This is a genomic window from Corynebacterium poyangense (genome assembly GCF_014522205.1).
GTDB lineage: Bacteria > Actinomycetota > Actinomycetes > Mycobacteriales > Mycobacteriaceae > Corynebacterium > Corynebacterium poyangense.
Window position 1 is genome coordinate 692062 of sequence record NZ_CP046884.1, and the last position, 14704, is coordinate 706765.

Here is a 14704-nt window from a genome sequence, read left to right on the forward strand (position 1 = left end):
ATTCTGTGGCAAAGATCATTATTTGATAGAAGGTGACCTAAGTTATAGCGACATTGTGGTTAAATTTCTTCAGAGGAAACGACAGAATGGACCCTAGAGATGCGCTCACAATCCTTGGTAAAGCCCCAGTTCATGGACTCGGATCATGCAGCGGTGACTCTCAAGTGGTTAGCGAGTAGACGTGAATTGGGGATCACCATTCACCATGATGAAGGTCAAGAGTTTTCGGTCATTCATCCGTGTGAGCTTGAAGAGCCGGGGGAGTTTCTCGTTGGTGGATGCGTTGTCCTCTTTACCGGAATTGCTTACCGATCCAGGCCAGAGGCGCTGGCTGACCATGTTCGGAAACTCGCCCGTGCCGGGGTATCAGGTATCGGATTTGGGGTGGAGGTAGTTTTTCCCTCAGTTCCGGAATCAATGCGGGAAGCAGCTGCAGAGGAAGGTGTAGCGCTCTTCTCTATCTCTCTCGAAGTTCCTTTTATTAAGGTCCTTCATGAAGTCCAAGAGGAATTGTCCCGCCAGCGTAATCAGCGCCGAGAGCTTCTCCTTGAAGCCCAACGGCAGTTAAATACCGCAGCCAATAGCGGTGGTTTGGAGAACCTCCTCAAGGTAGGTGCCCAAAATCTTCATGCTCACCTGGTGCTGATGGACAATGACGGACGGGTTAGTGCTGAAGTCCGCAATAACCAGGTCCCGGAATTTTCTATGGATCAGCTTCGACACTGGATCCAAGAGTCGCCCGGGGATATGGCTAAACGCGTCGGACCTTTGACGGTAATAGGGCAGAAGATTGATGCCTTTGGAGAACGCTCACTCATGCTCATTGCAGTATCTACTCAGGCTTTTGCGACGGAAAGCCGTGCGCTATTGCGGCATTGTGCGGGACTAGCTGAGTTAATTGTGGCTCGGCCTCAACGGTATAGGGCAATTCACCAAGAGTTAAATTCCTTAGCGTTAGCCCTGCAACTGGGTTTCAATGTGGAGCCAGGGCAGGTGCGAACTAAGATTTTTCACAGTGTGGCCGATAGCGAGGGGAAGGTTAGGCCTGCACTTCTTAAGGGAAGATCCGCCCGAGGGGTGTCTCGAATCATGAAGACGGTAGATCAGTCCCTAGAGCGCGCCGGGCGGTTGCTGTTCTCCCTGGATATTGATGATTGTTCTGTCTTTATGATTTTCCGGGGGGATCGAACTCCTGAGGAGATCATTGATCTCTTTCAATCCGTATTAGGGGATGCGCGTTTAGCTGTGGGCGGGCAGCTGAATTGGGATGAATTGGAGATTGATGTTCTGCATCAATTAGAGCGCATTATTTTGAGGGCTCGAATAGGTGGGTGCATTGGTCCCAAGGAATCAGGTCTTGATTGGTTGCAGGAAAGGCCAGTTCAACATGCCATGAAAAAACGTAATGAAGAGACCTGGGGCAGGTTGGATGGTGCGGGGGAGGATTTGGGGTGCACCCTGGAGGCCTATTTGCGCAATGTTGGCAATCTTAGCCACACCGCGCGGGAATTGAAGATTCACCGACATACGGTGTCAAAGCGGTTGGCGAAGATTGAGGAGCTCATTGAGGTTGATTTAGAGGATCCAGTCACGCGTGCAGAATTGCTCATAGTGGCGCACTCCTGTGAGTGTGCTTAAGCCTATGTCTGGGGGGGGGTGATTTTTTTCGAGGATGGCACTCGACAATTTTACCTACGTTAGCGTAAGCTACCAAACCGTAAGCACATTTTCTTCTCATGTTTGAAAGGGGCTTTCGCCACCTATGAGCGCAAAAACTCGCGATGGATTAGCCCATGTCCGAGGGGTACTTCGTCGTTTTACCTCGCCCCTCTTGCCGGATGATTACACGCAATTACTCAATCCCTTATGGTCAAAACGGGAACTGCGGGGCCAGATAATCTCAGTTGATCGTGGACATGCCGATACCGTGCATCTGGTGATCAAGCCGGGGTGGGGCGTCCCGGTTGATTTTCATGCAGGACAATACATCGGAATTGGCGTTCCAGTAAATGGTCGATTCGTTTGGCGAAGTTATTCCTTGACCTCATCTCCAGAAACGGCCAAGGGGTTATTTGCTATCACCGTCCGAGCTGTGGAACGTGGAAAATTATCTAACCATTTAGTGAATTCGGTACGTCCGGGACAAGCTATCCGGCTTGCGGCTCCGGCTGGCGATTTCCACCTTAGTGATCCTCTTCCGGCCAAAATAGCTTTTATTACTGCTGGGTCCGGGGTGACCCCGGTGGTCTCTATGTTGCGTACTATCAAAGACCGGGGACTTCACTCTGATGTGGTGATTGTGCATTCAGCCCACAGTGCCGAGGATGTGCTCTTTGAGGATGTTCTTCATGACTGGGGTGCTACCATCCATATCACCGGTGAGCAGGGGCGATTATCGCCGGAGAGCATTCATGATCTCATTCCGGACTTAACCGAACGGGTTATCTACGCCTGTGGGCCGGAACAAATGCTGGTAGACCTGGAAAACTGGGCGAAAGCAGAGGGAGTTGAGATCAGGACCGAGCATTTCACCCTAAATAGAGAAAGCGATGCTGAAGGTGGGGAAATCACTTTCCTCAAAGGCGGAGCTGAAGAATGTGGCAGTATCAAGGTCGACGGTGCGACCACCTTATTGGAGGCAGGCGAGTCAGCCGGAGTGCAGATGCCATTTGGCTGCCGGATGGGGATTTGCCAAACCTGTGTCCGCCAAGTTCATGAAGGTACGGTCAGGAATCTCCGAACCGGTGAACATCATGGTGCTGGGGAAAGAATCAGGACGTGCGTCTGCGTAGCTGCGGGCGATGTCAGCATTGACGTATAGGGGAGAAATAGATAATGGCTATTGACAATATTCGAGCATATTCCCATTTAACCGATGACGATATTCGAGAAATCGGGAAGCGGTTGGATGAGATTGAGGCCGAGGTAAACGCTGATCTTGGTGAGCGCGACGCAAAATATATCCGGAACCTGATTAGGTTCCAACGAAGCTTAGAGATAGCAGGACGCATCAGTCTCCTTTTTTCTTCTAAGCGCCCAGCATGGATTGCGGGTGTCGGGCTACTGAGCTTCTCAAAGATTTTGGAAAACCTCGAAATTGGCCACAACGTCATGCACGGCCAATGGGATTGGATGAATGACCCGGAAATTCATTCCTCCACCTGGGAGTGGGATAATGTGTGTCCCTCGTCCCAGTGGATGCATACCCACAATTTCGTTCATCACAAATTCACCAACATCCTGGGAATGGATGATGACGTGGGATATGGGATTTTGCGGGTCACGAGAGATCGGAAATGGGCAAAATTCCATGCCCTCCAGCCGCTAACAAACGTCACTCTCGCGGCACTCTTCCAGTGGGCTGTGGGATTCTATGATGTCCAATTCGGTCGGTTCTTCACCGGCCGTGCGCAGTGGAAAGACATTTCACCGAAGTTCTTTGAAACGCTCTCTAAGGTAGGGCGCCAAACAGTGCGCGACTACGTCCTCTATCCCTTGCTTTCCGGGCCTAATTTCCGGCACACCATCACTGCTAACCTCACCGCCAACTTTATTCGCAGTGTTTGGGCATACTCGGTGATTTTCTGCGGACATTTCCCAGATGAGGCGGAGACTTTCACCAAGGAGCAGTATCAGGAAGAAACCCATGATGAGTGGTATTTGCGCCAGATGCTTGGTTCGGCGAACTTCACCGGTGGGAAGATCCTGACTATCCTCTCCGGAAATCTCAATTATCAGATTGAGCATCACCTTTACCCGGATATGCCGTCTAATCGCTTAGCTGAGGTGGCAAAAAAGGTGCAGGTCCTCTGTGCCGAGTATGACCTTCCTTATAATGTGGATTCCTTCCCGAAGCAGCTACTCAAAGTACAGCGGACACTGTTAAAACTCACTCTTCCTAACCGCTTCTTAGTAGCAGATCCGGATAATGCGCCGGAAGTGCGAACCAATCGAGCTTTTGAGAAGTTCGGGGTGGAGCCAAAGCTTCATATCGGTGCTGATGAGCATGGCGTACGAGCCGGCCTGAAAACCGGTTTGGGGATGTTGGCGAAACTTCGCCCCTCGGTCAAAGACGTGGTCTTGAACTTTTCTGGCCGAACTCCACAACGTCGGCTGGGGAACTAAACTCCATCGCGCATGAGGTGAACGACATCCCGGTGACCGCACTATCAGGTCATGGTGGGAGCAGAACTAATGTTCCCGCTCCCACTCCGGGGTGGAGCGAAGTGACACGAGGAGGCGTCGGACTGCGCGTACTCGCCGGCCGCTGGGCGAATCTGGATTGATGGTGTCGAGGCCACATTCTGGGTCCGCTGGTGGGCCGAGATGGCTGCAACCTCGAGGACACTGCTGAATCGCCTCATGGAGGTCATCAAAAACGCGGAGGACAACTTCTGCATCAACATGCGCTAGTCCGAAGGATCGGATACCGGGGGTGTCAATGATCCAACCATCATTAAAGGGGATGGCTACTGACTGTGTCGAGGTATGGCGTCCTTTGCCCACCCCGGAAACCTCTCCGGTAGCCCGGTGTGCGTCGGGGATAAGACGGTTAACCAGTGTAGATTTCCCTACTCCAGAATGGCCTATCAAGCAGCACACCTTCTGATGGGTAAGTTCCATAAGTGGTCCTAAATCATCCCCAATACCGCAGGTCACCACGGGGATAGCTAGGTCGTGAAACTCCCCGGCAAAATCTTGCGGATCAGCTAAGTCTGACTTAGTCAAACACAGCACTGGCTGAAGCCCGCCTACGAAAGCGGCGATGAGGGAGCGCTCAACAAATCCGGTTCGCGGCGGAGGATCGGCAACTGCACACACAATCAATAACGTGTCTGCATTGGCCACCACAATGCGCTCATAGGGGTCATTATCATCAGCTGTCCTACGTAGAACTGATCGCCGTTCCTGGACAATGACAATTCGCCCTAAGGTGCCAGGGCGCCCAGAAGTATCACCCACAATGCCAACTCGATCTCCTACTTCAATGGATGTTCTCCCCAGTTGGCGGGCGCGAACACACACCACTCGGTGATCGGCGGAGTCAGCTGAGTCTAAAACCACACCCCAACGGCCACGATCTTTTGTCACCACCATTCCAAATTTGGCGTCCTGGTAACGAGGCCGGTCCTTTGTGCGTGGGCGGGATCGTCCCCGAGCCCGGATTTTGACATCAGAGTCATCCCAGTGCCGACGTGCCCTAGCCACGAATCATCTGCTCCCACAAGTGAGCGAATCCGGGCAGAGTTTTAGCGGTGGTTTCGATGTTTTCTACCTTTACTCCGGGGGTAACAAGGCCTAGGATAGCCCCCGCCGTCGCCATCCGGTGATCGGCATAGGTGTGCCACACGCCGCCGTGGAGTTGGGCGGGTTTTATTACTAACCCGTCCTTTAGCTCTTCACACTGACCACCAAGTCGGGTAATTTCGGTGCTCAGTGCGGCTAGTCGGTCGGTTTCATGACCCCGGAGATGAGCAATCCCGGTGATTCTTGACTCGCTGCGAGCCAAAGCACACAAGGCGACCACGGTAGGTGCTAACTCGCCGATATCCGACATGTCGAGGTGAATGCCAGAAAGCCCCTGACTTGGGGGAGGTCCAGTGACCACCAAACGGTAATCTGCTCCAGTGGCTTCTAACTCCACGCGACAGCCCATGTGCTCGAGGATGCTTCGAATAACATCTCCAGGCTGAGTAGTTCTCAGCGGCCACTGAGGAATAGTGATTCTTCCCCCGGTGATAGCCGCTGCCGCCAGGAAGGGAGTGGCATTAGAGAGATCGGGTTCCACCCGCCAGGTGCGGCCTTCTAATTCGCCGGGCTCTACCCGCCATTGATGAGGTTCCACGTGTACTGTTGCCCCGGCTTGACACAGCATGTCAACAGTCATCTCAATATGCGGCATACTAGGTAATTTGGGTCCGACGTGCCGGACAGTCATGCCGTAGCGGAAGCGGGGGGCGGCAAGTAATAATCCAGAAACAAATTGGCTAGAAGCGCTTGCGTCGATACTCACCATGCCGCCGTCGGGTATGCCTTGGGCATAGACCGTAAAGGGAAGCTGTTCTCCAACCACGCTGGCACCGAGTTCGCGCAGAGCGTCCAGCATGGTGGACATTGGTCGGGTTCGAGCTTGAAGATCGCCATCAAACACCACGGTGCCCGTAGTCAAGCAGGCGACGGGTGGAACAAAGCGCATCACTGTTCCCGCAAGACCACAGTCGATCGTGGCGGAGTGAAAAGGCGCTGGCTTAACCCGGATATCCATCCCAGCAGCAGAGGACTCAGTGACATCAACGTGGGTTCCTAATTCTTGCAGAGCCCCTATCATTAACCGGGTGTCTCGGCTATCGAGTGCCCCATATATATGGCTTTCCCGGTTAGCTAGGGCTGAGAGAATCAAAGCCCGGTTCGTTATGGATTTGGAACCTGGGATCTCCTGGGTCCACGACAGCGGTCCCTGTGCTTGGGGAGCGTCCCATAACGAAATAGGGGTTGAGTCTGGTTGTTGAGTGGCGGGGGGTTGCTGCATATCCACACCCCTCATCATAGGTGGAGAACAGCAGGAATAATGGGAACCATGTGCGGTCGTTTCACTTTATTTCGTCCCGTTGAAAAGCTACGGGAAAGCGTGCTTTCAGTACCGGGGGTACGTGAGGTACTTTTCCCGGAGGGGCCACCGCCACCGCGATATAACTGTGCTCCTAGCTCAACTATTGCAGCAGTTGATTTAGGACAGTCTGGTCAAGCAGTAGTAGCTCCTGCTCGATGGGGTCTTATCCCGCCTTGGAAAAGAGACCTCCTAGGACCTCCGCTTTTTAATGCTCGGGCTGAAACAGTGCGCGAAAAGCCGTCGTTTCGTGAGGCCTTTGCAACCCAGCGTTGTGTCATCCCCATGGATGGCTATTACGAATGGAAAGATAAAAAGCCGTATTTCATTAGCTATGCAGATGGTGAGTTAATGTGGGCGGCGGCACTATTTTCTACCGCTCTCCAGCAACTATCGGTGACCATCATAACCACCGCCGCCATGCCACCCATGGAATGGCTACATCACCGTATGCCCCGCTTGTTGACGCAGGAGGAACTCTTGCCCTGGACCCAGGGGTCCGCCTCCGAAGCAACACAGATGTTGCACCCCAGTCCGGAAGGGTTAAGGGAAAAGATGGAGGCTCGACGCGTTTCTTCAGCGGTCGGGAAGGTTTCTCATGATGACCCCAGCCTTATTCAGCCTGTAAGTCACTAAACTGCGCGCCGAGGACGTGCGCTAAATCTTGGGGATTGACCGCAATATCTAGTCCTCTTTTCCCGCCCGATACCCAAATCTTTTCAGCCTTCGCCACCGAGCTATCGATGCGTGTTTCTACGGGATTCTTTTGTCCAAGAGGAGAAATCCCGCCTGGCACATATCCCGATGATCGCTGCGCAGCCGCTGGCGAAGCCATATCCGCTTTTGGCACCCCAAAGCTCCGGGCCGCTTTCTTCAAACTCAGCTTGGCGGTCACCGGAATACAACACACCCCCAAGTGCTTACCCGCCCGACGAGGATCAAGGTCCACCATGAGAGTCTTTAAAATCACAGCCGGATCACCGCCTAGTGCCTTAGCCGCCTGCTCCCCAAAATGCTCTGTCCCTCCGTCGAAAGTGTCAAGGTGATGCGCTATTTTCTGGTCGATAAGAATCTGAATCGCTGGAGTGGCGGCGGCCCTGTTCTTCTTTTTCGCCATGGCCAGGATTATCCCACAACAGCTCTGACAACTGCACTAAACTAAATGAGCATTGTCAGCAAAGAAAGGGTGTGGGAGGTACATGTCCGAAAAGACTGCTGCCGCTGAGCAAGGTGGGGTCGACGACGACTTAGCCCAACGCTTTGAGGAAGAAGCCTTACCGTTGCTTGACCAGCTCTATGGGGGAGCATTGCGGATGACGCGAAACCCGGCCGATGCCGAAGACTTGGTCCAAGAAACCTATATGAAAGCGTTTCAGGCTTTTCATAGTTTCAAGAAAGGCACCAATTTAAAGGCTTGGCTGTACCGGATTATGACGAATGCTTATATCAATTCTTATCGGAAAAAGCAGCGTCGGCCGGTGCATACCAGCGCGGAAGAGATTACCGATTATCAGTTGTATTCTTCTTCCTCGCATGATTCCACGGGCTTGCAATCTGCTGAAGTTGAAGCCTTAGAGCGGCTTCCTGATAAAGAAATTGCAGAAGCTATGAACCAGCTGGCCGAGGAATACCGGATGGTGGTTTATTATGCCGACGTTGAGGGAATGCCCTATAAGGAAATCGCTGACATCATGGGCACTCCCATTGGGACGGTGATGAGCCGGTTGCATCGGGGAAGAAAACAGCTGCGAGGTTTGTTGAAAGAAGTGGCTCAGGCGCATGGTATTGGCACGGATCAGGAAGGGAGTTAAGAATGAACCAGGATTGTGGGTGTAATGATTACACAGAATCACTCTGGGAATTACTTGACGCCGGCCGGAGTGAAAGCGAATGCCAGCGGTTAAGAGAGCATATTCAACAGTGTCCGGAATGCTATGCCCAATTGCTTACTGAAGAGCAGGTGAGGGAATTAGTGAGACGCTGTTGTTGCACACCAGCTCCGGTAGAGCTTCGACAACGAATAAGTATGCAGATCAGAGTGACGAGGATTAGTCGTCGACAATAAGAATTCCCCTAAGATGCTCCTGTTAGGGTAAGAGCACCTTAGGGGATTATTAGTTTCGCCGGTGGTGATCCGAAATCACAAAAGTTTCGAAGATCTTAGGCGTTTGGGCGACGGCCGTGGTTGGCCTTCTTCTTCCGGCGGTCCTTGCGCTTGCGGCCACGCTTACTCATAGCGTCTCCTCCCAGGATGGTCGATTACATTCCGGTTGATTTTACATTCTGCGATGTTGCTTAGGAAATTCAGGTCTGGTCGAGACTATTAAAGCTCGATCTACAGGTGGGATTAGACGCTAAGCCGAGACCGGGTACGGTTACGATTCTTGCGACGCTTCAGGGCCCGACGCTCATCCTCGCTCATTCCACCCCAGACGCCGGCATCTTGGCCGGTTTCGAGGGCCCAACGAAGGCACTGGGAGGTGACCGGGCAACGGTTACAGACGATCTTTGCTTTGGCAATTTGCGCTAGGGCGGGGCCGGAATTCCCAACCGGGAAGAATAACTCGGGATCTTCAGAACGGCAGACGGCCTCGTGACGCCAGTCCATATTTCTAGGTCTCCTTTTATTGAAGTCTATTCGCGGGCAGCATAGGGGTGCGACTAGCATGCCAAGGCCAACCCTAGGGTAGAGGGTTGATCAGGAAAGAAAAGCATTCAAACGCGGGCGGTTACCCCTCCGCAGAGGTGGAATGCTTCTAACGGCATGATCCAGCCGAGGATCGAGCGGTTGTCGATCTCTCTGTTACGAAAAGATCATGACACGTCTGCCAAAAGTTTTCTAGAGTTTTACCTAAAACTGAGATCTAATTCACAGGGCATGGATAATCGTAAGCCGTGCACGCTAGCTAAGCTTATCCTAATATTCTTGATATTTTTGAGAAGAAGAGTGACGTCACCAGCACTTATTCTCGGAGGCGCTGAGAACACGTTTGCCTAAGCCTGTCAAATTGGTGGCCGGTGTACTCCCTGGATCTTACACTTCTTATCCGGCGCCGATTAGGATAGGGGAACGTGAGCACCAACAATCTCCGTCCGCCTGCTCCCATCCGTTGGGCCGGGTTCATAGCGATCACTCAATCCTTGATCGGCATCGGTTATGCGGTGCTTCTTATCATCCGCCAAATTCTCGGCTATCGTGATCCCGCAATTGTGAGCGAACAAGGATCAGCGGCCTCCTGGGTAGGCACCGGCACCGCCATATACTTTCTCGTTATTTTCGGCATTGTCATAATCGCCGCAATCAGAATGATTCGCGGTCGCACCTGGGGGCGTGGTCTAGTGGTAATGCTCCAAATGATCTTGCTCCCCATCGCCTGGTACATGGGTAGTTCTCACGCCTTTATACTGTGCGCTGTCACCGGGTTATCCGCCATCGCTGGGCTGGTTTTGCTCTTCCACCCGGTATCGGTGAAGTGGGTGACAGAGAGGTATTAGCTACCCGCTGACCTGGAGCCCCACGAGGGTGCCACCACGTTGTTCAACCACAACATCCCCAGCAAGTTTGAGGGAGACAGGTCCGGTCCACCCCTGACGGTCAACTGGGATGATGCGATCAATATGGCCATCTTCCCACCGGGCAACAGCTAATCCTTGAGCAACGGGGTACACCAGACGTTGCCCAAGAGCAACACCGGTACCTAAGGCATCATCAAAATGTTGGGTTTCATGAAGGTTGGTAGGGTCAAAAAGTCTTAAGCTGTGGCCGTCGAACCACGTCATATGGTGGGGTAAATCAGCTGTTGCTAGCCGCACCGGGGCAGTAAAAACAGCGGGATCAACGTTGGGTATGGCTGCGCGTGATAACTCCTGGCCGGCGAAACTATAAGACTGGATAACCCCATCGTTATAAAGGGACAGAGATTTTTCCCCCAACGCCACAATCACCGGCTGAGGGCCGCCTACCTGAAAACTCTGTTGCACCTCCGGGGCGCGAGAATCCTTCGGAGTAGTTTTCATGACCCGAACCCAATATTGCTCATCAGGGCATTGCTCCACAATCACGAGGTTATTGGTGCGGGTCATAGCCGAGGTAGGGGTGCATTCCGGATGCGGCTGGAGATCTGGTTCTTGAGGAGCTGGAATGTCGCCATATTCGATGGTGCGAACTAAATCGCTGCGCCACAGCTCAACGCGTTGTGGGCCAATGACACCGACTCGGTCATTTGATTGCAGCAACCCGACCGGGTTTTCGGAGATAGCGCTTCGGCTGGCTCCATAAGTTCCCGTAGTAGGTTCAATCTGAATCACATCATCGCAGCCAAAACCAGCATCGAAAATAGCTGTCACCTTGGACCAGGTAGAAGCCACCGCGCATAGAGATTCGGCCCGATCATAGCGCCATAATTCTTCTCCGGTGCGCGGATCCACACCGTGGACTCCATGGTTGTTCGGAACAACAACCACACCTTGAGCAATTACCGGGGACGGAGAAATTGATTGCTGTCCGGGAGCTGGTTGGGCGTCGGGGATGGACCACAGTTGACGTACTGCCTGGGGAGTAACGTCCGGTACTGGTGCGGATTCAAAAACCTGGTGCGAAGAATCCAGGTGGCTGTGTCGGATAGGTGCCAGATACCAGGTCCCTAGAATAGCGGCTAGGCAGATAAGGCTGATAACTGCGGTTGCGATGAGATCGCCTTGAGTGCGACGTAGTGGTTTCACCGGCGTGTCCTACGGCGACTACGGGAGCGGGAAGATGAGCGTCGGGCTGGGCTGTGGCTACGGTCGGCAGGGGAGCGCCCGCCAAAAACGCGACGGGGGGCAGCTATTCGATCTTGAGCTCCTTCGGGGATGTTGAGTGCAGCAAAAAGCTCCGGTGAATTAGAGAACCATTGGGGAGGCTCTGGCATATTAAGATCCAGCTCAGAATTAATAGCTGACCATTTATTGAGCTCATCGTAGCCGACTAAGGTAATAGCTGTGCCAGAATGTCCAGCTCGCCCAGTGCGGCCAATCCGATGAACATAGGTCATGGGGTCTTCGGGGGTTTGATAGTTGATGACGTGTGTGACGTCGTCGATATCTATTCCTCGGGCCGCGACATCGGTAGCTACCAGGATATCGATGGTAGCTTCACGAAAGGCTTCCAAGGAACGTTCTCGGGCGGGTTGCCCCATATTGCCGTGCACCGCACCTACCCGGAAACCTCGAGTAGCTAGCCCCTCGGCAACTAATTGGGCGCTTCTCTTTGTCCGGGTAAACACAATGCAGCGCCCACGGCCTCGGCATTGCATAATCCGGGCTAGCACAGCTTCTTTATCCATCCTATGAGCCTGGAAAATTACCTGTTCAGTGGTGGTGTGAGTAGCTGCGGCATCGGGTTCTTCAGCCCGGATATGCACTGGCTTCGTTAAGAAACTTCGGGCAAGATTCACAATGGGGCCCGGCATGGTTGCGGAAAACAGCATTGTTTGGTGCGGGTGGGTGAGTGCTTCCAGAATGCTTTCAATATCTGGTAAGAAGCCTAGGTCAAGCATTTCATCAGCTTCGTCAAGAACAAGCACTGCTACGTGTTCGAGAACGAGGCACCCGCGCTGGTAGAGATCCAGGAGCCGACCGGGTGTTCCCACCACCACATCAATGCCAGATTCGAGGGCATTAATTTGCTCTTCGTAGGGGCGTCCGCCATAAATAGTCACGAGGCGGAGTGGCAGCTTTTTTGCAGCTTGGGTTAAATCTTCACCGACTTGGATCGCTAACTCGCGAGTGGGTACGACGACTAAAGCCCGAGGTGTTCCATCTATTTCAGCAACATCGGCTGAATCAAAAACGCGATCTAAAAGCGGGACACCGAATCCGAGTGTTTTCCCCATTCCGGTGCGTGCTTGGCCAATTATATCGGTGCCCTGGAGCGCCAGGGGTAAAGTGAGTTCTTGGATAGCGAAGGTTCGGGTGATGCCGCGCTCGGCGAGAGCCTCGGTGATTTCTACAGCAACACCCAGGTCAGCAAAGGTGGGGGATAAACTCGATGAAGACACATCTTAGATACTATCCATTCCCCGCTATGATGGGTCAAAGCTAGTAATGACTTAAGAATCACAGACACGTTAGGAGAGCTTCGGTGTCGGTAGATATCAAGATCGGGTTTGTTGGTAGCCAGCGAGAGCTAGCAATTGCCAGTCGCGAAGAGCGTGATGCCCTCAACAACAAGATCTCCGCCGCCCTGACAGCTGACGGGGAATCCGTTTTAGAACTTGATGACACCGTCGGGCATCGATATTTAATCCGCACTTCCCGCATTGCTTGGGTAGAGGTCGGGGAAGGCCACTCTCGACAAGTGGGCTTTATCGGTAATTAAGGGCACCGACAATCATGAGCCACCATCGTCCCTCCACCCCATCCCGCTTTCGCGGCGGGTCCCAGTGGCAACCGGGATCGGTGGGGATAGTGGCTCTGACCGTGGTACTCGGGGTACTAAGTATCGGGATTGTGGCCCAAGTTCTTCGTGAAACCTGGACCGGTCAGAGCTCCACGGAGACCACAGCTCAAGGTTCAGCTTCTGCTTTAGGCCCACAACCTGAAACTGGGCTTCAGCCTGAGCTTGATAGAGACGGGCGCAAACTGCCCCCGGGGGGACGCTATAGCGAAGCTGGAGACAAAACTTTCCGAGTGGTTGGGCAGCCAGGGCTTCGCGTCGGAGAGGGGAAAGAGCGCACCTATAAATACGTGGTCGAGATAGAAAATGGCGTCGATACTGCGTCTACCGGTGGCGATGATGCGTTCTCGGCCATCGTGGACGCTACCTTAAGTGATCCTCGTGGGTGGATTGCTGACCCTAAATATCGTTTTGAGCATGTCACCCCGGATGCCGACCCGGATCTCAGAATCCAACTTTCCTCCTTAGCCACCACCCATGAGGCCTGCGGTAATGAGCTGGAATTAGAAACCAGCTGCTTTACCTCCGATGGAAATCGAGTGGTAGTGAACCATTCTCGTTGGGTCCGAGGTACAAGCACCTATCAGGGAGATTTAGGGGCATACCGGCAATACGTGATTAATCATGAAGTTGGCCACGGGATTGGCTTTGCCCAGCACGAGGCGTGTCGAGGTACGGGACAATTAGCCCCTATTATGATGCAGCAGACTTTATCCCTAGGGAACGCGGAACTGCACCGGATTGATCCGCAGGAAGTCTATCCTGATAATGATGCCCACTGCATCGCGAACCCGTGGCCCTATCCTTTCCCGGAGAATCAACGATGAGTGAAACTTTCCCGGAACACGTCCAAGCGGCCTTCCACGCTGATCGTGGTCCTATTGAAAGGCTGGATGCGGCGTGGGGCTATGGCTGGCGAGTTGGCCAGGTGTGTGTATCGCGAGCTTTGGCTACCGATGCCGCAGGGTGGTCAGCGCGAGTGCGAGAAAAACTCAAAGTAGAGGGATTAAGAATAGCCCGGCCCCTACGCTCCACAGATGGTCGATATGTGGTGTCTGGCTGGCGAGCTTCTAGCTGGATTGAAGGTAAACCAGCGCGTCGGGTTGATGAAGCCGTGGCAGCGGCACTGCGCTTAGATGCTGAATTATCCACCCTTTCTGTGGCGCTTCCAGAAGCCAAGGGCAAAGGCACGGTTTTTGACCAAGCTGATCGCAGTGCCACGGCGGGCGAAGATCACGGCGACGCTTTAGCTGCCCGGCTCATTCGTAACACCCCCTTCTGTGATGCCCCAGACCAAATTTGCCACGCAGACATGCTGGGAACAACCATTTTCCATCAGGGCAACATCCCAGCTCTCACGGACATTGTTGGTACTCGACGCCCACGTGGCTACACCGCTGCGCTCTGCATGATTGACGGGCTCATTACCGGGGCTGTTGATCCAGGCATTATCCACCGCTGGCGGCATATCCCCCATCTTGAACATCTGCTCTTTTCCGCTCTGACCTACCGGGTGCTCGTGGAGGTTATCGATGAGCACCGAGATAGCGCCTTAGCTACAGATCTGCACCGGGTAGCCGATATCCTCTTGGCGGAAAAATAGCCCTTGTCCTCGGCGGATGCCGTTTGTTTCAGTCATGTCCACTGGAGATGACAGACTA

17 protein-coding genes are annotated in these 14704 nt (G+C 53.4%); 10 read left to right on the top strand and 7 right to left on the bottom strand.

Features of this window, described 5'->3' with window-relative positions; genetic code table 11:
- The first annotated feature begins 132 nt into the window (after positions 1-132).
- The 3 genes from GP475_RS03280 to GP475_RS03290 all read left to right on the top strand — a co-directional run bounded on the left by GP475_RS03280 (position 133) and on the right by GP475_RS03290 (position 4125).
- Positions 133-1638 (top strand): PucR family transcriptional regulator, encoded by a 1506-nt coding sequence (locus GP475_RS03280; protein ID WP_187975232.1) that lies wholly within the window; start codon positions 133-135, stop codon positions 1636-1638.
- Between the two features lie 124 nt (positions 1639-1762).
- The gene (locus tag GP475_RS03285) at positions 1763-2821 is read left to right on the top strand and encodes a ferredoxin reductase (protein ID WP_187975233.1); all 1059 of its coding nucleotides are present in this window, start codon (positions 1763-1765) and stop codon (positions 2819-2821) included.
- A gap of 14 nt (positions 2822-2835) precedes the next feature.
- Positions 2836-4125 carry a fatty acid desaturase family protein gene (locus GP475_RS03290; RefSeq protein WP_187975234.1) on the top strand — a complete coding sequence of 430 codons (1290 nt, stop codon included), beginning with the start codon at positions 2836-2838 and terminating at the stop codon, positions 4123-4125.
- 66 nt (positions 4126-4191) lie between these two features.
- On the opposite strand, the gene rsgA is transcribed toward GP475_RS03290, so the two are convergent.
- Together rsgA and aroA are read right to left on the bottom strand one after the other, a co-directional pair.
- Positions 4192-5208, bottom strand: coding sequence for a ribosome small subunit-dependent GTPase A (gene rsgA / locus GP475_RS03295; RefSeq protein ID WP_187975235.1), 1017 nt, complete (start codon positions 5206-5208; stop codon positions 4192-4194).
- Positions 5201-6529: a 3-phosphoshikimate 1-carboxyvinyltransferase gene (gene aroA / locus GP475_RS03300; protein ID WP_187975236.1), complete on the bottom strand. Its 1329-nt coding sequence runs from the start codon at positions 6527-6529 to the stop codon at positions 5201-5203. The genes rsgA and aroA overlap by 8 nt, the downstream gene beginning before the upstream one ends.
- A gap of 48 nt (positions 6530-6577) precedes the next feature.
- On the opposite strand from aroA, the gene GP475_RS03305 reads away from it, so the two are divergent.
- On the top strand, positions 6578-7243 hold the full coding sequence (locus GP475_RS03305) for an SOS response-associated peptidase (RefSeq protein ID WP_187975237.1): 666 nt from the start codon (positions 6578-6580) through the stop codon (positions 7241-7243).
- Here GP475_RS03305 and ybaK read toward each other — a convergent pair.
- Positions 7221-7724, bottom strand: a complete 504-nt coding sequence (gene ybaK / locus GP475_RS03310; protein WP_187975238.1) for a Cys-tRNA(Pro) deacylase — start codon at positions 7722-7724, stop codon at positions 7221-7223. The two genes, GP475_RS03305 and ybaK, sit on opposite strands and share 23 nt — an antisense overlap.
- An 82-nt stretch (positions 7725-7806) precedes the next feature.
- Between ybaK and GP475_RS03315 the strand changes: the two genes are divergently transcribed.
- Together GP475_RS03315 and rsrA are read left to right on the top strand one after the other, a co-directional pair.
- Entirely contained in the window at positions 7807-8418 is a 612-nt protein-coding gene (locus GP475_RS03315) for a sigma-70 family RNA polymerase sigma factor (RefSeq protein WP_187975239.1), read from the top strand.
- A gap of 2 nt (positions 8419-8420) precedes the next feature.
- The gene (rsrA, locus tag GP475_RS03320) at positions 8421-8672 is read left to right on the top strand and encodes a mycothiol system anti-sigma-R factor (protein ID WP_187975240.1); all 252 of its coding nucleotides are present in this window, start codon (positions 8421-8423) and stop codon (positions 8670-8672) included.
- Between the two features lie 95 nt (positions 8673-8767).
- On the opposite strand, the gene GP475_RS12635 is transcribed toward rsrA, so the two are convergent.
- Together GP475_RS12635 and GP475_RS03325 are read right to left on the bottom strand one after the other, a co-directional pair.
- Positions 8768-8842, bottom strand: a complete 75-nt coding sequence (locus tag GP475_RS12635; protein WP_374957137.1) for a 50S ribosomal protein bL37 — start codon at positions 8840-8842, stop codon at positions 8768-8770.
- Positions 8843-8954: 112 nt separating this feature from the next.
- A complete protein-coding gene (locus GP475_RS03325) occupies positions 8955-9215 on the bottom strand; it encodes a WhiB family transcriptional regulator (RefSeq protein ID WP_187975241.1) in 261 nt (86 codons plus the stop codon).
- A 464-nt stretch (positions 9216-9679) separates the two neighbouring features.
- Between GP475_RS03325 and GP475_RS03330 the strand changes: the two genes are divergently transcribed.
- A complete protein-coding gene (locus GP475_RS03330) occupies positions 9680-10102 on the top strand; it encodes a hypothetical protein (RefSeq protein WP_187975242.1) in 423 nt (140 codons plus the stop codon).
- Here GP475_RS03330 and GP475_RS03335 read toward each other — a convergent pair whose 3' ends face one another.
- Both GP475_RS03335 and GP475_RS03340 read right to left on the bottom strand, forming a co-directional pair.
- On the bottom strand, positions 10103-11329 hold the full coding sequence (locus GP475_RS03335; RefSeq protein ID WP_187975243.1) for an Rv3212 family protein: 1227 nt from the start codon (positions 11327-11329) through the stop codon (positions 10103-10105).
- Positions 11326-12645, bottom strand: coding sequence for a DEAD/DEAH box helicase (locus tag GP475_RS03340; protein WP_187975244.1), 1320 nt, complete (start codon positions 12643-12645; stop codon positions 11326-11328). The genes GP475_RS03335 and GP475_RS03340 overlap by 4 nt, the downstream gene beginning before the upstream one ends.
- A gap of 83 nt (positions 12646-12728) precedes the next feature.
- Between GP475_RS03340 and GP475_RS03345 the strand changes: the two genes are divergently transcribed.
- From GP475_RS03345 to GP475_RS03355, 3 genes are read left to right on the top strand one after another with little or no spacing between them, the layout of a single operon-like run.
- A complete protein-coding gene (locus GP475_RS03345) occupies positions 12729-12965 on the top strand; it encodes a DUF3107 domain-containing protein (RefSeq protein ID WP_187975245.1) in 237 nt (78 codons plus the stop codon).
- An 11-nt stretch (positions 12966-12976) separates the two neighbouring features.
- Positions 12977-13870, top strand: coding sequence for a DUF3152 domain-containing protein (locus GP475_RS03350; protein WP_394367426.1), 894 nt, complete (start codon positions 12977-12979; stop codon positions 13868-13870).
- Complete coding sequence (locus tag GP475_RS03355) at positions 13867-14646, top strand: TIGR02569 family protein (RefSeq protein ID WP_187975247.1); 780 nt, start codon at positions 13867-13869, stop codon at positions 14644-14646. Before GP475_RS03350 ends, GP475_RS03355 begins: the two co-directional genes overlap by 4 nt.
- The last annotated feature ends 58 nt before the right edge of the window (positions 14647-14704 follow it).

What these genes read in the sequence shown, in the direction of transcription:
- GP475_RS03280 (WP_187975232.1), top strand. Translation starts at nt 133, where the DNA reads ATGGACTCGGATCATGCAGCGGTGACTCTCAAGTGGTTAGCGAGTAGA.
- GP475_RS03285 (WP_187975233.1), top strand. Translation starts at nt 1,763, where the DNA reads ATGAGCGCAAAAACTCGCGATGGATTAGCCCATGTCCGAGGGGTACTT.
- GP475_RS03290 (WP_187975234.1), top strand. Translation starts at nt 2,836, where the DNA reads ATGGCTATTGACAATATTCGAGCATATTCCCATTTAACCGATGACGAT.
- aroA (WP_187975236.1), bottom strand. Translation starts at nt 6,529, where the DNA reads ATGCAGCAACCCCCCGCCACTCAACAACCAGACTCAACCCCTATTTCG.
- GP475_RS03305 (WP_187975237.1), top strand. Translation starts at nt 6,578, where the DNA reads ATGTGCGGTCGTTTCACTTTATTTCGTCCCGTTGAAAAGCTACGGGAA.
- ybaK (WP_187975238.1), bottom strand. Translation starts at nt 7,724, where the DNA reads ATGGCGAAAAAGAAGAACAGGGCCGCCGCCACTCCAGCGATTCAGATT.
- GP475_RS03315 (WP_187975239.1), top strand. Translation starts at nt 7,807, where the DNA reads ATGTCCGAAAAGACTGCTGCCGCTGAGCAAGGTGGGGTCGACGACGAC.
- rsrA (WP_187975240.1), top strand. Translation starts at nt 8,421, where the DNA reads ATGAACCAGGATTGTGGGTGTAATGATTACACAGAATCACTCTGGGAA.
- GP475_RS03325 (WP_187975241.1), bottom strand. Translation starts at nt 9,215, where the DNA reads ATGGACTGGCGTCACGAGGCCGTCTGCCGTTCTGAAGATCCCGAGTTA.
- GP475_RS03355 (WP_187975247.1), top strand. Translation starts at nt 13,867, where the DNA reads ATGAGTGAAACTTTCCCGGAACACGTCCAAGCGGCCTTCCACGCTGAT.